Source organism: Thermosporothrix sp. COM3 (assembly GCF_059696735.1).
The window spans coordinates 7,112,732-7,132,587 of record NZ_AP019376.1; the positions used below are offsets into that span (position 1 = coordinate 7,112,732).

Genomic DNA, 19,856 nt, shown 5'->3' on the forward strand with positions numbered 1-19,856 from the left:
CGTTGGAAGAATGCTCTATTGGCACTGTTTGTATCTACTTCAGATAGTCAACGGAGTGCCTTGCTACCTCATCAGGATAAAGCATTGACGATGTAATGTCAAACACTTCCTACAGGAAGTATACCCTGCGTTCATCTGTTCTGTTCTGGGAGGGAAAAGACAATAGATGACCATGTATTACTGAAGGTATTTATAGAAGACAGGCATGTATAAAAGAGATACAAAATTATCATCAAGGCTTCAGTGTTGCTATGCTGGAATGGACGGAATGGGGGACTGAAGGGCGGGTGAATCTTTTTTTGCTTTGAGAGATACTGGCTTTTATATTCATATATTATATACCACCTCACATCTCTCATCTGTGCATACAGGCCAACCTGTGTTAAACTACGGTTATCTATTTTATTGATGATCTATAACACCATAGGAGGGTTGTTCATGGATTCTCTTTTACGTAGACGTCGCCCCTGGCATGTCTCTTTCTACTCCTCTTTTTTGGGAGTATTTGTCGTTCTTACCCTTCTTTTAACCGCCTGTGGTGGCGATACCAGCAATGATGCTACACCGGACAAAGCCGTTATTCCTGCCCCGAAAGGGCTGATCCAGGCAGGAACGTTGACTGTGGGCAGCGATACAACCTACCCGCCACAGGAATTTTTCGACCCTGCTCAAAACAAGGCAACAGGCTTTGATATTGACCTGATTACCGAGATTGCCAAGTTGATGGGCCTCAAGGTCGAGGTGAAAAAAGCAAACTTTGATATCATTCTCGACGATCTGAGTGCCAAACGTTATGATGTTGTCATTTCCGCTCTGACCATCAATGACGATCGCAAGATGAAAGCTGACCTCATCCCCTATTTTAATGCCGGTCAGTCACTGCTGGTACAGAAAGGGAATCCATTGAAAATTGGCGGTGTCAATGATCTGTGCGGGAAAAAAGTTGGAGTCCAGAACGGAACCGTTGAAGCCGATACATTGAGCGAGTTGAATAAGAAGGAATGCGCCAGCAAGCAGGTTCAGGTCACTTCATTGAAAGATCAAACCGATGTGATTCAGTTGTTGGTCGACAAGCGCGTTGACGCGACCTTCCAGGATTCACCGGTTACGGACTACTATCTGAAACAGAACCCGGGACAGTTTGAGGTCGCCGGACAGATTATTGAGCAGGCCGTTGAGGGCATCGCGGTGCGCAAAGGCGACAAGGAAATGTACGATGCGATCAAGTCGGGTCTGGATATGCTTAAAAAGAATGGCACTTATGACAAGCTCTTTGAGCAATGGGGCTTGAATCCGGTACAGAAAGTATCGGACGTTGAACAGCGCCGACAGCTTGCGTAGTATATGGGATATCCTGGCTTCTTTTCTGAAGAAGTCAGGATCTTTTTTCAGGAGGATGAACGCGTGTTTCGTTGGGATTTAGTAGGGCAGTACCTCTTCTCCTTTCTTTTTATCAAAGCTGCCTGGATGACGCTCTGGATTGCTGTTGTTGCTCAGGTATTGGGGGTTGTGCTCGGGCTCTTTCTGGCCTTAATGCAGATGGCGAGGCGGCTGAGGTTTCTGAACTGGATCGCCAGCGTGTATATCTGGCTCTTTCGCGGGACTCCCTTGCTGATTCAGGTCTATCTTCTGTGGCTCGGACCCACCAAGTTCGGGTTGACGCTCTCACCTGAGATGTGTATCCTGCTTTCCTTCTCGCTGAACGAGGCCGCCTATATGGCCGAAATCATCCGGGCCGGTATCTCTTCGGTTGATGAGGGACAGATGGAGGCTGCGAAGGCGCTTGGTATGCGCTATGGACTGGCAATGCGTCGGATTGTGATTCCGCAGGCGATTCGCTTTATTATTCCCCCACTGGGCAATGAATTCAATAACATGTTGAAGACGACCTCGATTGCTTCTGTCATCGGAGTCATTGAGCTTACGCAGGCCGCACGCGAATATGGAGCCCATAGCTTTTCGGTTTTTGAACTCTTAATCGTGTCCTCGGTATACTACCTGCTTATGACGACGGTGTGGACCTTTGTGCAGAGCTGGATTGAGCGTCGTCTTGATCCTGAGCGCAAGGCGAAAGCAGCCCAGAAAAACTGGACATCACGTGTGCTTGGTTTTGAGCCGTCTGCTGGACACTAGGAGGAAGAGGCACGTATGGTAGGACAACAGGAAGCAAACGAAATGGTGCGAGGCGAAGGCATAGTCAAGCGCTTCGGTCATCTCACCGTACTGAATGGTATTCATTTTCAGGTAAAGCGGGGACAGGTCGTTGTGATTATCGGTCCCAGTGGCTCGGGTAAAACGACGCTGTTACGCTGCATCAACCATCTGGAAAAGATCGATAGTGGCCGTATTTATGTTGATGGGCAACTGGTCGGGTATCGCGAGGTCAATGGCAAACTGCTTGAGGATTCCGAGGCAAATATTGCCCGGATGCGCTCTCAAATCGGTTTTGTCTTCCAGCGCTTTAACCTGTTCAGCCACAAGACGGCACTTGAAAATGTGATGGAAGCGCCGATCTATGTGCTGCATGAGCCGCGAAATGTGGTGCGGGAACGAGCTCTTGCCAATCTGGAGAAGGTCGGTCTGGTGGACAAAGCAAATGCCTATCCGCGCCAGCTTTCTGGCGGACAGCAGCAGCGCGTTGCGATTGCCCGAGCTCTTGCAATGAAGCCCAAATTGATGTTGTTTGATGAGGCGACTTCCGCGCTTGATCCTGAGCTGGTTGGCGAAGTCTTGAAGGTGATGCGTCAGCTCGCTGAAGAGGGTATGACGATGGTGGTAGTTACCCATGAGATGCACTTTGCTCGTGAGGTTGCGGACCATGTTATCTTCATGGATAAAGCGCAGATTGTGGAAGAAGGACCCCCTGAGCAGATCTTCGGAAACCCGCAAAACGAGCGAACTCGCGACTTTTTGAGACGGATCGATTAGTCGCTGAGAAGAAGAAGGGCATGGATTCCTGTAACCCATGCTCTTCTTTTGCTATAGAGTTTTATTCCTGGGGCACTTTTTCCACTTGATGAAGTTTGACGAAGTTGGTACGGGCGCGGCTGGCAATCGGGAAACCCCCCATAATCACAACGTTGTCGCCATCCTCTACAAGGCGATCGTCAAGCAGGCGCTGACTGACTTCGTCGACCAGAGCTTCGGTTGAGCCGTGCATGCCAATGTGATACGGCCAGACTCCCCACCAGAGGGCAAGCTGGCGGTAGACATGTTCATTCGGGGTATAGGCAATGATCGGACGGCGGGGACGATCTTTTGAGATCAACTGTGCGGTCGCGCCAGAGCGCGTAAAGACGACGATTGCCTTAACGCTGACTTCTTCGGAGAGTGCCCGTGCGGCATGGCTGACTGCATGCTCCTGAGTGAGACGCTGACATTGGGGGAGGCGCGCTGTTCTGTCGCCTGCTTCGGTCTCAAGGGCGATCCGCACCATCATTTTGACAGCTTCAATGGGATATGCACCGCTGGCTGTTTCGGCGCTCAACATGACGGCATCGGTGCCATCAATAATCGCGTTTGCAACGTCGTTGACTTCTGCACGAGTCGGTCGTGGGTTGGTGACCATCGATTCAAGCATCTGGGTTGCGGTGATGACTGGCAAGCCGAGGTCATTACATTTCTCGATGATGTGCTTCTGAAGCAGGGGCACCTTCTCAGGAGACATCTCAACGCCGAGGTCTCCACGAGCAACCATAACGCCGTCTGCTACCTCAAGAATCTCATCCAGCCGGGCTACGGCCTCCGGCTTTTCCAGCTTGACAATTAAGGGCGGCTCGGCCTGATCGGTGCGGTTGAGCTCTTCCTGATACTGCTTAATGAGCTGGCGGGCCTCCAGAACGTCTTCTGGTCTACGGACAAAACTGAGGGCCACATAGTCGACGCCCTGCGAGATGCCAAACCGCAGGTCAGCGCGGTCTTTCTCGGTCAGAGCCGGGGCACTTACCGCAACACCGGGCAGATTAATGCCTTTGTGTTCCTTTAAAAAACCTCCGTGAATGATCTGACAACGAATATCTTCGTCGCTCTTTTCGATCACACATAGCTCCATCAGTCCATCATCAAGCAGGATGCGATCACCGGGCTTGACATCCTGAGGAAGCTGTTTATACGTGGTAGAAACCCTCTCTGCGTTGCCAATGATATCGCGGGTGGTAATGGTGATAAATTCACCTTCCACAAGCTGAACTGGCTGCTTCCCTTGCAGCCTCCCGGTCCGAATTTTGGGGCCTTGCAGATCCTGTAATAGAGCGATAGAGCGGCCAAGCCGTGCGGAAATGGAGCGGATGTGTTCTATGACCTGGGCATGTTCCTCCTGGGTGCCATGAGAAAAGTTCAAGCGGGCAACATTCATTCCTGCTCGTATTAGCTGCTCCAGGCGCTCTCCACTGCTGGTCGCCGGACCGATTGTACAGACAATTTTTGTACGGCGCATAATGGTGAAACCTCTTGATGATTTTTTGTGATGATACCTTCTGGTGTTTTGTTGGCAGCAGCGCCGATGGACAGACGTCGTCCAGTTTATGTCTTCTCCGATATATTTATAATAACGATTGGAGTGTACATCGTATAGAAGCAAGCCGCAAGTACTGCAAAAAGGATACATCGGCTTTGCTATGCCGCCTACCGAGAGGATCGGGTCACGTGATGATGGCACGGATGGGCTTGCGAGAATCGAGCAGGCCCCTTTGAACGAGCGTTGACATTTTGATTGTCGCATGCTATTCTAGTCTAGCCGAAGTTCAGGGAGATTGAGCGCCGCTTTGTTACCGGTGCTGCACCGAACACGGCAGACGAGAAAGTCTAGAGAGTAAATCCCTGAAATGGGGAAGAGGTGAGAAGTACACTAGCATGGCTGTTAAAATTCGATTGAAACGCACGGGCATGAAGAAAGCCCCTAGCTATCGTGTTGTGGTTGCCGACGCACGTTCTCCGCGCGATGGCCGTATTATTGAGAATATTGGCTGGTACAATCCCCGCGTTGAGCCCTCCAAGATCGTCATTGACGAGGAGAAGGCCCTGCGCTGGTTGAACAACGGCGCTCAGCCAACAGACTCCGTCGAGTCCTTGCTGAAGCGTGCCGGTATTCTGGACCGTTTCCTTCAGGAAAAGGCTGCAAAGAAGACTGCTGCTGAAGCCTAGTGTCTGATATAGGATAGAGACTATGCGTAAGCTGATTGAGTATGTGGCTCAGTCGTTGGTGGATGATCCCTCGGCGGTTCAGGTACGTGAGATTCGCAACGACCGTAATGCTGTAGTCCTTGAGCTGCACGTGGCGCAGGAAGACTTTGGAAAAGTGATCGGGCGTCAGGGTCGTGTCGCAAAGGCTATGCGAACATTGATGCGTGCCGTTGGAACCCGTGAGGGCCGTCATACTGCACTGGAGATCGTCTAGCAACAGAAGAGCAGGAACGGTCTCCAGCTCTTCCCTTTATTCTTTGCATCTGCTGGTATGCCTCTGTGCCATCAGGTGTGCAAAAAGCTCTGTATTTACCGTCCGTAGAGGGCTTTGCTCATGTCTATGCAAAACAAGACAGAATGGGCTACTATCGGTAAAATAGTGGCCCTTTTTGGTGTACGTGGCGAACTGAAGGTTCAACCACTGACCGATATTCCCGACCGCTTTACGACGCTGAAGGCGGTGTACCTCACGCCGGGCTATACCCGACATACAATTGAAAGTGTCCGCCCCTATAAAGGTACTATGATTCTGCTCAAGCTGCGTGGCTTTAATGATGCCAATGCAGTCGAAGCCCTGCGTGGTCAGGAGCTTTGTATCCCCGTTGAGCAACTGGCGGAACTCCCCCCTGATTCCTACTATCAGCATGATATCCTCGGCCTGCGTGTGCTGACGCTTGGAAACACGGAAATTGGGCACATCTCTGATATTATCGCGACTGGCGGCAATGATATCTATGTGATTACGTCTGTTGAAGGCAAACAGGTAATGATTCCGGCGGTGAAGGCTATCATAAAACAGATTGACCTTGTCCGTCACGTAATGTATATTGATCCTATACCGGGGTTATTGGATGATGATGCGCTTGTTGATGATCCCAATAAGCCCTATGGTGAAGACGAGTAAGGCTAACCCTGTCGCGGAAGCGCGCTGATAAACCCTTCAAGCGCGCTTGAAACGTTTTTGTCGCTCTGGCCGTAGTAGAACTGAAGCCGTTTCGCCCGAGTGCGAAGGTGGCGACAAGTTATTTCGATGGGAGGTGTCTTGTGTCTGACCGTATCCCAACATTAGCCGATCTCTGTACTGCTATCGCTGACGGTCATGTTCCTGCTTCTGTTGATGGCTCGGTATATCAGGTCAATGTCCTGGAGCTTCGACGCTACTTCCAGGCACTCCATTCATCGGAGACTCAATCTTCTCTTCTCTCTTCTCTTTCCCAGCTTGGTACATGGTCTTCCTCTTCTCGTCCCTCGGTTGCTTGAGGGCGTTTTTCTTTCTATAGAGAAGGAGTATATCAGTAGTTGCACGAGTAGAAGGTTAGCACTATAATAAGATTTGAGAGTGTAACCATTACTGGTTGCTCTCTGTGTGCTCGTTCTCTCGGCAGGGGGCTCGTTGTGCTGGTTGCCTGCCGTATATCTGGCTTTTCAACGAGCGCTTTATACATCGCTGAGGAAGGTCTTTCATGGAGCAACTCAATACTGATCAAGTGACAGCAACACCCTCCCGTTCCTCTGAGCGGAAGCGGTTTGACTGGCTCTATTTTCTGCCGATTCTGGGTATTATCTGGGTCCTCTTTCTCACCGTTGCGGTCGTCTTTCAGCTCCCTATCGGTGGCGTTGTCGACCCGGTAATGACCTTTATGATCGTCATTTTCTTCCTGTTCGTCGGGGTAATGTACTGGGCTTTCTATCCCAAATCGAACAGATAGCAAATAAGGAAGAGGGAGAGGAGCATAGGGCTGGTTCTCCGCTCACTATGTTCCTCTTGTTCCGTCTTTATGGGGCCAGTTGTAGACAGGCGGTTGGATCAACGGGAGCCGGGTGTCCCCAGAGAGCGTACGCGATCAACTCGGCTGATTGGACCAATCGCGGACTCGAACGGTTCATATACTGGTTTCCATCAATGGCGTAGACGCGATTGGTTTTGACGGCTCGCAACGTCTTCCACTGTGGATGTTGCTGAAGCTGTGGGTACTCCTGTACAGTACGTTCAAGGGAGAAGCCACAGGGAGAGAGGATCAACACGTCTGGGTCCACGGCTTGTAGCTCCTGCCAGCTTAACCAGGGTGCATGGGTACCCGTACCTCCACATACTGCTTCTCCACCTGCATATGCAACCAATTCCGGTATCCAGTTCCCCGCACCCATCAACGGATCAAGCCACTCAAGTACGGCAACACGTGGCTTCTGCGCGCTTGCGGTCTGTGCTTGAAGCTGTTCAAGCCGGTGAGTATAGATAGCTATCCGCTGGCGGGCAACCTCGGTCGCGTGCAGGGCCGTGCCGATGCGGAGCATATCGTTCCAGACATCTTGCAGGCGATAGGGGGCAAGGGCCACGATGTGGGGCTGTATGCCGATAACGTGCTGTAAGGCAGCGATGACATCGTTCTCGCTCACGGCACAGACCTCGCACTGTGTTTGTGTCAGCAGAAGGTCTGGTTTGAGACGCTGAAGCAGATCGGTATCAATAGTGTAGATGCTGAGTGCTTTGAGCGCATTACCCTGCGTCTCGTCCCTTGCACGGGCAAGCTGTTTGATCTGGGCGTCTATCTGCTCGCTGCTGGTATCCACATTGATGAACGGGCGGCTAACTGCTGGCAGATGCAGCACTTCAGGTGGATAGTCGCACTCATGGGAGCGACCCACAAGCGCTGACAGGTACCCGAGTTCTGCGACCATTTCGGTGGCGCTTGCCAGCAATGAGACAATCCGCATAACGCTTTTCCCCCCTTGCTCCTGCTGTTGAGCTATATTTTCTCGTCCTACGGCATTGTATCATATTGTGCGTGCAGAATCTCAAGGCGTGGCGTCGACCTGCCAGATTTTTATTGTTTTGTCTGCTCCTGCCGTTGCCAGATATTTCCCATCAGGTGACCAATTGAGATCGAGAATGGTGCTATTATGCCCGTGCTCTTTGCCAAATAACATGGTAGGCAAGCGATAGCCGTCCTTCATGCGCGGTTTGGGGTCTGCAAGATCCCAGATATGCACGCGATTACTCCACATATAGCATGCCGCGATATAGCGTCCATTGGGAGACCAACACAAGCTGGCAACCTGAGGGAGCAGCTTGAAGTTCAGGTTGTTCTCTTTATCGGGTGGATGGAGCGCAAAGTAGTCATCAGTCAGGAGCCGTTGTTCCACCTTGCGCGTCAGGGCATCCCAGATCTCGATGGTATCCAGGTTGCAGAGCGCGAGCTGTGTTTTCTGCGTGGGAGACCATGCCATTATCTGCCGAAAAATGAAGATAGTCTCATCTTTTGTATAGACTTTCGCCCGTTCTGCGGGCTCCAGCAGATGCTTTACCTTACCCGCTTTGACATCCCAGATCGCCACCTGAAAATTGCTGAGCTGTTGCGCGAGCCAGAGACCGTCTCGGGACCAACTCAGCAGGGTGGTGGTGATGGCATACTTATGTTTCAAGACAGCAGGAACCTTGTCATCAGTCAGGACTTTGGGCTTCTGTTTGGGGGGAGCTGCTACATGCCAGAGTAAGAGCTTGTTTGTCTCTCCGAGGTCAGTGGCGAAGGTATCTCCCTGCACGTTTGCAGTGATTTTGGTATAGGAGATGGTAGCGAATATATTATCCTGTGCTGGTGGCTCCGCGTTTCCGTACTGGGTGGCGTCATCATCGCTTGCGGGATCAACGACGTCAATTTCGTTATTCTCGCCACAGGTGAAAAGCAGTCTGCTGCTATCCGCTGTCCAATCGAGCGAGTTCCCGTAGAAGGCTCTGGTTGCTCGCCAGCGCTGGTAGGTGATGTCTTTTGCGGAGGATGTGTTGATAGCCTTCCGAATATTCCAGGCATACACCGTTTTATCCAGGCCTGCAGAAGCCAGATAGTTTCCATCAGGAGACCATTTTACCTCTCGAACCTCGTCGAGATGTTTTTCCAGCGAAAGAAGTTGTTTCCCTTCTATGAAATGGTGGGGACCTGGTTGGGGTGTCGGTGTTGGCTGAACCTCCGACTGCCGTTGTGAGTACCAGCGGAACAGCGCGAAGCCTCCCGCACCTGTGACGACAGCCGCCGCCGCGCCGCCAACGAGCAGTGTTCGCCGTTTGAGCTTTTGATGCGGTCCATCTAGAAGGTTTTGAGTCAGCGTCCGTGTATGCCGGGTTACGGTGTCGGTTTCCTGGAGCAAATCTCGGGTTGTCGAGTCAGGTACATCAGTTGTGGGCTGTGTTCGAGCATGGATATCAAAAAGACGGGACGCTGCCGTGTTCGCCGAAGAAAGCCGTTTGCTCCACGGGGCAAGTAGGGTTGCATCGGGATCGGTGCGTTCCATCCTGGGATTATGCCATGCTTTCGTTAGAGCCTCAACAAAAGCCACACAGGAAGGAGGGCGCTGTGCGGGATCTTTTGCCAGCCCTTTCATCAGAACAGCCTCAACATGCAAGGGAATCGTTGGATTGATCTGCCGGGGCCGGGGTGGTGCCTCATGTAACTGCTTGAGGAGCACATCAAACGGGTTATCTCCTCGAAATGGTAGTTTTCCCGTGAAAAGATGATATGCAATGATAGCCAGACTGTAGCGGTCGCTGGCGAACTCCGCGTGCCCTAGAGCTTGTTCCGGGGCCATGTATTCAGGGGTGCCTCCTCCTGCGTGGGTCTGACTGCGATGGGTTGCACTATTGAGGAGCTTGGCTATACCGAAATCGGCTAGAAAGAGCAGATTCTCCTGAAGCAGCATGTTAGCTGGTTTGATATCGCGGTGAATAATATGCTTGCTGTGGGCGTAGTCAATCGCTTCGGCGGCCTGGTGAAGAAAGCGCAGCCCTGCCTCAGGCGTCAGGGGTGGCTCACTGTAGATGAGGTCTCGTAGGGTTCCACCCGTCAGGTAGGGCGTGACCAGATAGGTGACGATTTGCTCTTCATCGTCTTCAAGTGGTTGTTGCCCAAAGTCATGGACCTGAAGTATGTGCGGATGCTCCAGCGAGGCGATGGCTCGGGCTTCATAGGCGAAGGCATCCAGATAGCTCTTGTCCTCCGCCAGAACCGGTGGGAAAATTTTAATCGCGACCTGACGTTGAAGCGCTGCGTCTTCTGCTAGCCAGACTTCTCCCATGCCTCCCCGCCCAATCAAGCGGATAGGCCGATAGCGCCCAATGGTTTTATCCTGCCAATCTATCAGATAATACATCGCCATAGATCAGATCCCTCGTCCCTCTATCTTCCAGAAGAAGATACTGGAATTCTTATCGTTCTTATACGTTACGGCAAGCCACTTTCCGTCCGGGGACCACGTCAGCGTTCTGGGGCTCTTTTCAAACTCGGGATGGAGCGTAAGCGGTTGCTGCTTGCTTTTCGTAAAGTCCCAGACCAGCACTTTCCCCCGTTGGGTACATGCTGCGATCAATGTCTTACGCGAATCCGGACAGAGCGCGATAGAAATCAGCTTATCATCTTTTTTGCTGTAGAGGCGATACTTCACCTTTGTATCGGGAAGGCCCCAGATCAGTATTGTGGGCTCGACCAGTATATAGTTTCCTGCCAGCCATTTGCCATCGGGCGTAAAAGAAACGCTATCCCAATCGCCGTTGTAGCCTTGTTCGGGATCTTTCAGACTAAAGCGCTGCTGCCATTGGGGCTTTTTGGCTGAATCAAGGCGAAATTGTCCTATCCCGATATCCTGGTTACGAGCGATAGCAAGAAGTGGGTCTTTGCTGACACTACTGCAAGCGACCGTCGGGAAGGATGATGAGAGTGCCGAGATATAGCCACCGGTCACAGGGATATTGCCCCAGGTATGGCGGGACCGGTTTGTTTCTGCCACAAAGAGCGTCTCGCGAGAATTGGTGATATCGTTGTCGAGCGTACTGATACCAACAAGGTACTTGCCCTGCCAGACAAAAGCATCCGTTTTCAGGGTCATCGCTTTTGTGGGAGCATGGAACTCAACCGGGGACCCGAAGTCAGGAGCTTCACGCAATGCGGGTGTATAAATTCCGTAGGTCATGAGTGATATGTCTTCCTTGTTGGAAGGGCTCCCTCTTTGGGAGAGCGCGAGCCATTTTCCATCGGGCGACCATGCGATCTGAAAATCCATTGTAAATACATTTTTTGTCGCAATGGGGGCCGGATCGTGTCTGTCTGCCTGTAACAATGTTTGCGCTTCCCAGACTTTTAGGACACCTTCTGTTCCAGCAGTTGCAATGTACCGACCGTCAGCGGACCAGTCCAGAGAAAAGATATCTGATACATGCAGAAACTTTTGCTGAATGGTCGGCGCGGCAGGATCAACCGTCGGCTGTGGGGTTGGCCCGGGAGATGGCGGTAGGTGCATTGTTTGAGTGAGGAGTTGCCAGCCAGTAACGCCACCTGCAAGCACTGCTGCTCCTGCAATGCCTCCACCAATCAGGAGCTGACGGCGTGACAATGCCAGCTTTGATGGCTTCGCAGTGGTCTCGGCTGTCAACGGATGGTTTATTGTGACCTCGTCGGGAATCAAGGCAACGGCTTGCTTGATGTTCTGAACGAACTCTTCGGCTGTAGCGGGGCGCTCCCCTGGCTGTTTTGCCATGCCCTGCAAGAGCACTTTTTCCAGGCCCGGAGAGATGAGCGCGTTGAACTGGCTTGGAAGGGGTGGCTGCTGTGTGATATGCTGCATGATCGTTGCATAGGTAGTTTCAGCCACAAATGGCAGGCGCCCGGTGAAAAGCTGATAGGCGACTACCGCCAGACTGTAGATATCGCTAGCAGGAACAGCCTGACCGCGCGCCTGTTCGGGAGCGATGTAATCAGGGGTTCCAAAGCCGATCCCTGTTTGTTGTTTGGTTGCGGATTCTTCGAGCGAGGCTTCAAGAAGATAGGCAATACCAAAATCGGTCAGGAGCAACCAGTTTTTATCGCGCAAAAGCATATTGCCTGGCTTGATATCGCGGTGGACCAGCCCCTGTTGATGGGCATAATCAATGGCTTGAGCTGCCTGTGATAAGTAGGTAAGGACAGTGGCGGTAGGTAATAATTTCTCCTCTTGTTTCAACGCTTCAAGAAGATCGGAGAGCGCACCACCGGCGATATATGGCATAACGATATAGGTCACGATTCGGCCATCTGCAAGCGTCTGCTCGCCGAAGTCATGAACTGAAACAATATGTGGATGGTTAAGCGCTGCTGCGGCCTGGGCCTCTTTTTTGAAAATATGGCTAAAGGTTGTATTCCCGGGCTGATGTGGCGGAAGCGTCTTAATCGCGACCTGGCGCTGTAAGAATGGATCTTTGCAGAGCCAGACATCAGCCATGCCACCGCGCCCGATACGTCTGATAACTTGATAGCGTCCAAATACTCGGTTTGTCTGCTGTATTTCGTCACTATCATGGATCATATATGTTTCCTTGCTCTCTCTTTGTGTCAGCGGATAGTATGATGCTTGCTTTCGGGTACGGCGTCGGGCTATGTGAGGCTTCTCTGAAACGCGCGGCCTGTTTGTACATAGCCTTTATTGTAGTAAGCCTCATCCGTTTTCGCAAGCGCCCTGATATTTCTGCGGTTGCTTTGTCAGGAGAACAGGCAAGTTCTATCTGGTTCTATAGAATGTCTCTGGATTGACAGGTATGAATAAAGATATCCTTCCCTGCTCTCGGGTATGCTCGGTGTCTTGAATTATGGTAGGCTTGCGTCAGGGAAATTGTCAAGCAGCAAATTGAAAACAGTTGCTATCTGTTGTGAATGGAGATAATACGTTTCTCCTCACTTGAAACTCGATGGGAATCAGGGTGGGAGGAGGATAGGCCAGAACTCTCATATTGCGTATAGAGTGGTCAGGTGTTGCGCAAGGAGCAATGAAAGCTGGTATAGACCAGATGTGCTATACTGCCTTCAATTATGGTTCGTCTGATCATTGTGATAAGGAAAAAAGCGCATGCAAGGGAATGTACAGGACTATCAACTTATCTGGCAGCAATTTATTGCGTGTGGTGAAATGGCAGAAGATGTACTTCCTCATGTGGTGCAGCTTTCATGGCGTCGCTGTGCGGCTATGGGTGTGGACCCCTATTTATCGATGGGGGTGAATGCGTCCATGTACCCTGCATCGCATCAGGAGCAGGGAGAAGGTCAGGCTTTGCTCTCTCTGGTGCGACCGGCATTGGAAGATCTATACCAGTTTATTGAGGGGTCTGGATGTGTGGTTGCGTTTGCTGATACGGAGGCACGAATTGTTGATGTCGTTGGTGATGAGGAACTGCTACAGGAGCTTCGTCAGCGGGGACTCTTTAATGAACAAAGCTGGAAAGAGGAGATATTGGGAACAAATGCTCTTGCTCTTGCCCTGCTTGAATCATTCCCCATTCAGGTGAGTGGCGCGCAGCACTTTTGCTCCCTGCTGCATCCTTTTTACTCTTCGGCTGCTCCGGTCCATACGGTGCTCGGACAGGCCGTCGGTGTGCTGGCTGTGATTGGACCCCGCCAGTGCAGCCATATCCATACACTGGGCATGGTGACGGCTGCGGCCCAGGCGATCAGTAATCAACTCCAGATGCAATCCTGGTTAACCAACACCAATACCCTGCTTTCCGAGCTGCGTACTATTTTACGTACACTGGCCGATGGTATTTTGCTGATTCGCGATGATGGTATCATCTCCCAGATGAATGCGCCTGCCGGGATGATGCTTGGCCTGATTCCTGAGCGGGTGATGGGTCGAAAGTTGCAGGATGTGCTGCATGTGCCTCCTGTACTGGCACGAGCCCTGCACCCTGGAGGCTCGCTGCTGGATGAGGAGATTGTGTTTGAGACGGTGCGTGGACGCACCCCATTTCTTTGTACATTGAAGCGCATTACCGGCAATACCGGAAACCCGGTGATGTCTTCCAGAAGCGATGTCGGCTGGCTGGTGCTTGAGGAGCCTGTACAGGCCGATGGCTTTATGCTGATCCTCCGCAGTATTGAGGGCGTGCAAAAACTGGTTCATCGCATGACGGGAGCGCGGGCGCATATGACCTTCGCGAATCTGATCGGGGAGAGTTCGGCCTTGCGGGAAGCGGTGCGCCATGCGCAGATAGCTTCCCATAGTAATGCAACCGTGTTGCTGCATGGTGAAACTGGAACCGGGAAGGAGATCTTTGCCCAGAGCATTCATAATGCAAGCGCTCGGGCTGATGGGCCGTTTGTCGCGATCAATTGCGCCGCTATACCACGGGAGCTGATTACAACTGAGCTATTTGGATATGAGGGGGGCGCATTTACCGGCGCGGATCGGCAGGGACGACCGGGAAAATTCGAGCTGGCTCATCGAGGGACACTCTTTCTGGACGAGATAGGCGATATGCCGCTTGAGCTGCAAACCAGCCTGCTACGAACTCTGGAGACGCGTACGATTATGCGTATCGGCGGTCAGCGTATTATCAATGTTGATGTACGTATCATCGCGGCCACTCATAAGGATCTGCGTGCCGAGGTCGAGAAGGGAAATTTCCGCTCTGATCTCTATTACAGGCTGAATGTCCTTTCAATTGAGATTCCCCCGCTGCGCCAGCGAGAGCGCGATATTCCTCTGTTGGTGCAATACTTCCTCTCACGTCAGAGCCGTGTGCTTGGGCGTTCGCTTATGATAGAACAGGAGGCGCTTGAACGGCTTTGCGCGTATTCCTGGCCGGGCAATGTGCGTGAGCTAGAGAACACCCTGGAGCGTACGACCTATCTGGCCCAACATTCCGTCATCACTGTAGCGGATTTGCCTCCCTTTTTCCGTCACCTTGACACCACACAACAGACTGATAACGGGCAGGAAGAAACTACACCAGCAGAGGAGGCACATCCTGATATTGTCGGACATTCGTTGAAAGAGCGCAGTCATGAGGCGGAGATAGAGGCGATCGTTCAGGCATGGCGGCGGTGTGAGGGGAACGCAACCCGAGCCGCGGTTGCCCTGGGTATCAGCCGTACCACGTTGTGGCGGAAGATGGTGAAGTATGGCCTGACTCCTGAAAAGCTACGGGCCAGCATGTGAGGCAGCCTGTTTCACTTTAGAAACATCGTATGCTGGAAGTGTTGCAGGATTGCATCTTCCTGTTTCATTTTTGGAACAGCTCTTCCAGGAGAAAAGCCTGCTGCAAAAGAGAAGCTCAACTGGCTGTTGAAGTACCGGGAAGAAATCTTTCCCTCGCTTGCTGTTGAGTTTGGCATGAAAATTGCAGGGAAGAAAAAGAGAGAGCAGATACAGTATTCCATCTGCTTGCGTGGCTCTGTTCCTTGTGTAGAGCGCAGGAAAAATTGCCTTTTGCAGAAGAGGCGCTTTGAGCTGAAAAATAACGCCCTGGGTCCGCTCAGATATAGCCAAAGACGGTATTATGGCGTAAACTGTACTTGTTAAAATAGATCTTCTTCCCTGTTCTTGCTGCGCTTGTCCGTTTGTTGTAAAAGCATATGCGCAGCGGCGTGAGGGAAGACAAAAAGCAGCCAGAGTAAACAAAGGAGATTGCTCGATGAAGAAGCTCATTAATAAGCCAGAAGATGTAGTCAAAGAAGCGCTCGAAGGGATGGCAGCCCTGCACTCAGATCTCGTGCGGGTTGATCTGGAAAACCAGATCATTGTACGAGCAGATGCCCCGCTTCAGGGCAAAGTAGGTGTTATTTCTGGTGGTGGTAGTGGGCATGAGCCAATGCATGGTGGCTTCGTCGGACATGGGATGCTCGATGCAGCATGTCCCGGAGCGATTTTTACTTCTCCGGTTCCCGATCAGATGTTAGCGGCAACAAAGGCGGTCAATGGTGGGGCGGGTGTCCTTCATATCGTGAAAAACTATACCGGGGACGTTCTGAACTTTGAGATGGCGGCAGAGCTGGCACAGGCGGAGGGGATCGAGGTTGCCAGCGTGGTAACAAACGACGATGTGGCCGTACAGGATAGCACCTATACTGCCGGACGTCGTGGTGTGGGGGTAACCGTCCTGCTGGAAAAGATTGTAGGGGGTATGGCCGAAGCGGGTGCTCCTCTGGCGGCTGTTGCTGAGATGGCTCAACGGGTGAACAATCAGGGACGCAGCATGGGCATGGCACTGACTTCCTGCACGGTTCCCGCAAAGGGGTCGCCGACCTTTGAGCTTGGTGCAGATGAAATGGAAATCGGCATAGGCATTCATGGCGAGCCGGGGCGCCGTCGCGTCAAACTGGCCTCAGCGGCTGAAATTACAGAGATGCTCGCTACTCCAATTATCAGCGATCTTGGCTTGAAAGCAGGTGAGCGCGTGCTGGCGTTTGTGAACGGCATGGGTGGCACACCGCTGATCGAGCTGTACGTTGTGGCGAACGAGCTTGCAAAGATCCTGAAAGGGAAGAATATTTCAATTGCTCGCTCGCTGGTCGGCAACTACATTACCTCGCTGGAAATGGCGGGCTGCTCGATCACGCTACTGCGTTTGGATGATGATATGATCCGTTACTGGGATGCACCTGTCCATACAGCGGCGTTGCGTTGGGGTATGTAGCGGGTGAAATGAGCGGATGTTCGTCTTGATATTCGGGCTAGCAGGGGCTCTTTCTCTTTTTGCGTGAAGCGGTGTACAATAGAAGCATTCCGTATCATGGATAGGGTGCGACAAAGTACGCTGAGATACCCTACAGAATTCGGAGGCCATGCCTGAGAAGTCAGAGACGAACATCTTATTACTGTTTATTTGGGGGAGGAACATGCCGATTACAATAGATGACACGTTGCGCTGGTTGCAGCGTCTTGCCGATGCCTTGCATGAAAATCGCGACTATCTGACTCAGCTTGATGCCGCTATTGGAGACGCCGACCACGGTATCAATATGGACCGTGGTTTTAAAGCGGTCACCGAGAAACTACCCGCCGTCGCAAGTATGGACATTGGCTCAATCCTCAAGACGGTTGGCACCACACTGGTTTCGACAGTAGGGGGAGCAAGCGGTCCATTATATGGTACAGCTTTTCTGCGCGCCGGTATGGCTACCGCCGGAAAGCATGAGCTGGATGAGGCCGATGTTGTTGCCATGCTTGATGCTGCACTTGAGGGAATCAAGGCTCGGGGAAAAGCCCAACCGGGCGAGAAAACGATGGTTGATGCTCTTGCTCCGGCTGTGGAAGCCGCCCATGAAGCAGTGCAGGCGAAATGTGATCTGATACAGTTGTTGCAGCGTTGCTGTGCTGCCGCCGAGGAAGGGATGAAGAAAACCATCCCGTTACAGGCGACCAAAGGACGAGCAAGCTATCTTGGTGAACGGAGTGTTGGTCATCAAGACCCCGGAGCTACCTCGTGCTGGCTTATTCTCAAGACTCTCTCTGACACGATGGGGCAATAACGTCTACCCCTGAAGGAGTAAAGGCATGGCCGTAGGAATTGTGATTGTATCTCATAGTGCCCGCCTGGCTGAGGGCGTGGTTGAACTGGCTGGACAGATGGCCCAGGGAAAAGTAGCAATCGTCGCTGCGGGTGGTATGCCCGACGGCTCGCTTGGCACGTCTGTTGATCGAGTAGTCGCGGCATTACGTGAGGCTGATAGTCCTGATGGAGTGGTGATTCTGCTCGATCTGGGGAGCGCCGTGATGACGGCTGAAATGGCTGTTGAGATGTTTGCAGCCGAGAGCTCTCATCGTGTCGTGATTAGCTCCGCACCGCTGGTTGAGGGAGCCGTCATTGCTGCTGTTGAATCCGCTACAGGGAGCAGCCTGGACGAAGTGAATACAGCGGCGGAGAGCGCTCATTTGCTCCCAAAACATTCTGACTAGAAAGTACAAATCTTTGTCGCGCCTATCTCGGAACGTTTGAAGAAAGCTGAAAACCGCGATACAGGAGATAGATCGGTCTCCGTGTTCGCTATGCTGGCGTTCTGGCAAAAGCATGGCGTGATGAGGAGGCAATGAAGCATGATACAGGAAAATGATGTGACGAATCCACTGTCAGTAGTGGCAATTTCACCGGGTATAGCCGTTGGTCCTGCACTGGTGCATAAGGTAACGGCACGGGTTATTACTGAAACAACGATTGCAGAGGATCAGGTTGAAAATGAGTTGCAGCGGCTGCATTCGGCGCTGGATCTTGCTTTAAAAGAGATACAAAAGCTGTCCAGGCATGTCGCGCAGAATGTGGGTCAGGAGGAGGCTGGTATTTTTGAGGCCCATCAGATGATGCTGGAGGATCCTGATCTGCTTGCTTCTGTGGAAGAGCTGATCTCACAGCAGCACTATTCAGCTGAATATGCGCTGCAACAGGTTGCTGAACAGTATGCGGCGCAGCTTGCCGCACTGGATGATGAGCTGCTCTCGGCTCGAAGCAAAGATGTGAAGGATGCGGTGAACCATGTCGTTCAGCAGTTGACCGGGACAGCCTCGCAGAAGCTGGCTCCGACCTCACCTGTGATTATTGTGGCTGAGGATCTGACCCCTTCCGATACAGCAAGCCTTGATCCATCGCTGATCCTGGGTATCTGTACTGTGGTTGGCGGTCCAACAACCCACGCGGCTATTCTTGCGCGTACGCTGGAAATCCCTGCTGTGGCAGGGATTGATGTCGCGTTGCTTGATCGCTTACATGAGGGCGACATTGTGGCCTTAGATGGTGCAAAAGGGCTGTTCTATCAACAGTTGAGCGCCGAACAGCAGCAGCAATTTGAGGCGACCATGCAGGAGCAGCGCCGTCAGCGTACTGAGCGCCGGGCGCAGGAAGAGCAAGTCTGGAAGTCACGACTTGCTACTACGGCAGATGACACACGTGTCGCGGTTTTTGCGAATGTCGGCGATGAGGAAACTGCCCGTACCGCCGCGCTTGCCGGTGCCGAAGGAATAGGTCTGCTTCGCACCGAATTCCTCTTCGGCGGACGTCCAGTCTTCCCTTCAGAGGAAGAGCAGTTTGAGAGCTATGTGGCGCTGTTCAAGGCCTTTCTCGAAAATACCGAACTGGGCAAATCGATTATTGTGCGCACGCTTGATGCTGGTGCTGACAAGCCATTTCCCGCTCTTGAGCCGATTATTGGGGAGTTGCAGGAAGCTAACCCGGCACTCGGCCTGCGTGGTATTCGTATTCACCTCAAGCATGAAGAACTCCTGCGGCAGCAGCTTCGAGCACTCTTGCTGGCGGCTGGCGAAACGGGAGTCGATCTGCATATTATGTTCCCGATGATCGCAACTGTCGAGGAAGTGCGACGTGTCAAGCAGATCTATAGCGCCGTACATACAGAAATAGTTGCGGCAGGGAAGGCCGTTCCCACTCAGGTACACCTCGGTATTATGGTAGAGACGCCGGCTGCGGCTATAATGGCTGAAGAACTGGCTCGTGAGGTTGATTTCTTCAGCATTGGCGCAAACGACCTTTATCAGTATACGATGGCGGTGGACCGTACCAATAGCCGGGTTACTGGCATGTTCAGCACGGTTGAGCCTGCGGTGTTGCGCATGATCGCGCGTATTGCAGAGGCCGGTCAGAAATATGGCAAGCTGGTTGCTGTCTGTGGTGAGCTTGGGGCCAATCCTCAGGTTGCCCCTGCTCTCGTTGGTATGGGCGTGCGTGAGCTTAGCATGTCGCCTCCGTCTATCGCTCGCATCAAGGCGGTGCTGCATCGACAGCCCCTCACTTATTGGCAGGATCTGGCGACGAAACTGCTGGCTGCCGAGACCGCTGCCGATATTCAGCAGATACTGGCTGAAAATGAATAGCATGGGGTACTGTTGCCAGGGTATGATGAGCATATGAGTATCACGTTCTGGTAAAAAGAAGA

At 52.3% G+C, this 19,856-nt stretch carries 18 protein-coding genes; 13 read left to right on the top strand and 5 right to left on the bottom strand.

Annotated elements, in window-relative coordinates; translation table 11 throughout:
- Nucleotides 1–438 precede the first annotated feature (438 nt).
- The 3 genes from KTH_RS30420 (at nt 439) to KTH_RS30430 (ending at nt 2,928) form a co-directional block, all read left to right on the top strand.
- Complete coding sequence (locus tag KTH_RS30420) at nt 439–1,341, top strand: ABC transporter substrate-binding protein (protein WP_497622626.1); 903 nt, start codon at nt 439–441, stop codon at nt 1,339–1,341.
- A gap of 63 nt (nt 1,342–1,404) precedes the next feature.
- Nucleotides 1,405–2,133, top strand: coding sequence for an amino acid ABC transporter permease (locus KTH_RS30425; RefSeq protein WP_170142582.1), 729 nt, complete (start codon nt 1,405–1,407; stop codon nt 2,131–2,133).
- Nucleotides 2,134–2,148: 15 nt separating this feature from the next.
- On the top strand, nt 2,149–2,928 hold the full coding sequence (locus tag KTH_RS30430) for an amino acid ABC transporter ATP-binding protein (protein WP_497622629.1): 780 nt from the start codon (nt 2,149–2,151) through the stop codon (nt 2,926–2,928).
- 61 nt (nt 2,929–2,989) lie between these two features.
- On the opposite strand, the gene pyk is transcribed toward KTH_RS30430, so the two are convergent.
- Entirely contained in the window at nt 2,990–4,435 is a 1,446-nt protein-coding gene (gene pyk, locus KTH_RS30435; RefSeq protein WP_111322480.1) for a pyruvate kinase, read from the bottom strand.
- Nucleotides 4,436–4,851: 416 nt separating this feature from the next.
- Between pyk and rpsP the strand changes: the two genes are divergently transcribed.
- The 5 genes from rpsP (at nt 4,852) to KTH_RS30460 (ending at nt 6,890) form a co-directional block, all read left to right on the top strand.
- On the top strand, nt 4,852–5,142 hold the full coding sequence (rpsP, locus tag KTH_RS30440; RefSeq protein WP_111322482.1) for a 30S ribosomal protein S16: 291 nt from the start codon (nt 4,852–4,854) through the stop codon (nt 5,140–5,142).
- 22 nt (nt 5,143–5,164) lie between these two features.
- Nucleotides 5,165–5,395, top strand: a complete 231-nt coding sequence (locus KTH_RS30445) for a KH domain-containing protein (protein WP_111322484.1) — start codon at nt 5,165–5,167, stop codon at nt 5,393–5,395.
- A 126-nt stretch (nt 5,396–5,521) separates the two neighbouring features.
- On the top strand, nt 5,522–6,085 hold the full coding sequence (rimM, locus tag KTH_RS30450; RefSeq protein WP_170142583.1) for a ribosome maturation factor RimM: 564 nt from the start codon (nt 5,522–5,524) through the stop codon (nt 6,083–6,085).
- A gap of 140 nt (nt 6,086–6,225) precedes the next feature.
- Entirely contained in the window at nt 6,226–6,441 is a 216-nt protein-coding gene (locus tag KTH_RS30455; RefSeq protein WP_137686236.1) for a hypothetical protein, read from the top strand.
- A gap of 203 nt (nt 6,442–6,644) precedes the next feature.
- Nucleotides 6,645–6,890: a hypothetical protein gene (locus KTH_RS30460; RefSeq protein ID WP_497622632.1), complete on the top strand. Its 246-nt coding sequence runs from the start codon at nt 6,645–6,647 to the stop codon at nt 6,888–6,890.
- Nucleotides 6,891–6,957: 67 nt separating this feature from the next.
- Here KTH_RS30460 and KTH_RS30465 read toward each other — a convergent pair whose 3' ends face one another.
- The 3 genes from KTH_RS30465 to KTH_RS30475 form a co-directional block, all read right to left on the bottom strand.
- Nucleotides 6,958–7,896, bottom strand: coding sequence for a cobalamin-binding protein (locus tag KTH_RS30465; RefSeq protein ID WP_497622634.1), 939 nt, complete (start codon nt 7,894–7,896; stop codon nt 6,958–6,960).
- Between the two features lie 81 nt (nt 7,897–7,977).
- Nucleotides 7,978–10,329, bottom strand: a complete 2,352-nt coding sequence (locus KTH_RS30470; protein WP_497622636.1) for a protein kinase domain-containing protein — start codon at nt 10,327–10,329, stop codon at nt 7,978–7,980.
- Between the two features lie 3 nt (nt 10,330–10,332).
- On the bottom strand, nt 10,333–12,507 hold the full coding sequence (locus KTH_RS30475; protein WP_497622638.1) for a protein kinase domain-containing protein: 2,175 nt from the start codon (nt 12,505–12,507) through the stop codon (nt 10,333–10,335).
- Between the two features lie 537 nt (nt 12,508–13,044).
- Here KTH_RS30475 and KTH_RS30480 point away from each other — a divergent pair.
- The gene (locus KTH_RS30480) at nt 13,045–15,132 is read left to right on the top strand and encodes a sigma-54-dependent Fis family transcriptional regulator (RefSeq protein ID WP_497622640.1); all 2,088 of its coding nucleotides are present in this window, start codon (nt 13,045–13,047) and stop codon (nt 15,130–15,132) included.
- On the opposite strand, the gene KTH_RS30485 is transcribed toward KTH_RS30480, so the two are convergent.
- The gene (locus KTH_RS30485) at nt 15,115–15,621 is read right to left on the bottom strand and encodes a hypothetical protein (RefSeq protein ID WP_497622641.1); all 507 of its coding nucleotides are present in this window, start codon (nt 15,619–15,621) and stop codon (nt 15,115–15,117) included. The genes KTH_RS30480 and KTH_RS30485 overlap by 18 nt on opposite strands.
- Between KTH_RS30485 and dhaK the strand changes: the two genes are divergently transcribed.
- The 4 genes from dhaK to ptsP all read left to right on the top strand — a co-directional run bounded on the left by dhaK (nt 15,608) and on the right by ptsP (nt 19,794).
- Nucleotides 15,608–16,609: a dihydroxyacetone kinase subunit DhaK gene (gene dhaK, locus KTH_RS30490; RefSeq protein WP_497622643.1), complete on the top strand. Its 1,002-nt coding sequence runs from the start codon at nt 15,608–15,610 to the stop codon at nt 16,607–16,609. The two genes, KTH_RS30485 and dhaK, sit on opposite strands and share 14 nt — an antisense overlap.
- 202 nt (nt 16,610–16,811) lie before the next feature.
- Complete coding sequence (gene dhaL / locus KTH_RS30495; protein WP_111322502.1) at nt 16,812–17,444, top strand: dihydroxyacetone kinase subunit DhaL; 633 nt, start codon at nt 16,812–16,814, stop codon at nt 17,442–17,444.
- A gap of 25 nt (nt 17,445–17,469) precedes the next feature.
- Nucleotides 17,470–17,871 (top strand): dihydroxyacetone kinase phosphoryl donor subunit DhaM, encoded by a 402-nt coding sequence (gene dhaM, locus KTH_RS30500; RefSeq protein WP_111322504.1) that lies wholly within the window; start codon nt 17,470–17,472, stop codon nt 17,869–17,871.
- Nucleotides 17,872–18,009: 138 nt separating this feature from the next.
- Nucleotides 18,010–19,794, top strand: coding sequence for a phosphoenolpyruvate--protein phosphotransferase (ptsP, locus tag KTH_RS30505; protein ID WP_497622646.1), 1,785 nt, complete (start codon nt 18,010–18,012; stop codon nt 19,792–19,794).
- The last annotated feature ends 62 nt before the right edge of the window (nt 19,795–19,856 follow it).

Bases quoted from the DNA above. Each gene is read 5' to 3' on its own strand.
- dhaL (WP_111322502.1), top strand. From the start codon at position 16,812: ATGCCGATTACAATAGATGACACGTTGCGCTGGTTGCAGCGTCTTGCC.
- ptsP (WP_497622646.1), top strand. From the start codon at position 18,010: ATGATACAGGAAAATGATGTGACGAATCCACTGTCAGTAGTGGCAATT.
- KTH_RS30485 (WP_497622641.1), bottom strand. From the start codon at position 15,621: ATGAGCTTCTTCATCGAGCAATCTCCTTTGTTTACTCTGGCTGCTTTT.
- KTH_RS30445 (WP_111322484.1), top strand. From the start codon at position 5,165: ATGCGTAAGCTGATTGAGTATGTGGCTCAGTCGTTGGTGGATGATCCC.
- rpsP (WP_111322482.1), top strand. From the start codon at position 4,852: ATGGCTGTTAAAATTCGATTGAAACGCACGGGCATGAAGAAAGCCCCT.
- rimM (WP_170142583.1), top strand. From the start codon at position 5,522: ATGCAAAACAAGACAGAATGGGCTACTATCGGTAAAATAGTGGCCCTT.
- KTH_RS30480 (WP_497622640.1), top strand. From the start codon at position 13,045: ATGCAAGGGAATGTACAGGACTATCAACTTATCTGGCAGCAATTTATT.
- KTH_RS30470 (WP_497622636.1), bottom strand. From the start codon at position 10,329: ATGGCGATGTATTATCTGATAGATTGGCAGGATAAAACCATTGGGCGC.
- KTH_RS30420 (WP_497622626.1), top strand. From the start codon at position 439: ATGGATTCTCTTTTACGTAGACGTCGCCCCTGGCATGTCTCTTTCTAC.
- dhaM (WP_111322504.1), top strand. From the start codon at position 17,470: ATGGCCGTAGGAATTGTGATTGTATCTCATAGTGCCCGCCTGGCTGAG.
- KTH_RS30430 (WP_497622629.1), top strand. From the start codon at position 2,149: ATGGTAGGACAACAGGAAGCAAACGAAATGGTGCGAGGCGAAGGCATA.
- KTH_RS30475 (WP_497622638.1), bottom strand. From the start codon at position 12,507: ATGATCCATGATAGTGACGAAATACAGCAGACAAACCGAGTATTTGGA.
- KTH_RS30465 (WP_497622634.1), bottom strand. From the start codon at position 7,896: ATGCGGATTGTCTCATTGCTGGCAAGCGCCACCGAAATGGTCGCAGAA.
- dhaK (WP_497622643.1), top strand. From the start codon at position 15,608: ATGAAGAAGCTCATTAATAAGCCAGAAGATGTAGTCAAAGAAGCGCTC.
- pyk (WP_111322480.1), bottom strand. From the start codon at position 4,435: ATGCGCCGTACAAAAATTGTCTGTACAATCGGTCCGGCGACCAGCAGT.
- KTH_RS30460 (WP_497622632.1), top strand. From the start codon at position 6,645: ATGGAGCAACTCAATACTGATCAAGTGACAGCAACACCCTCCCGTTCC.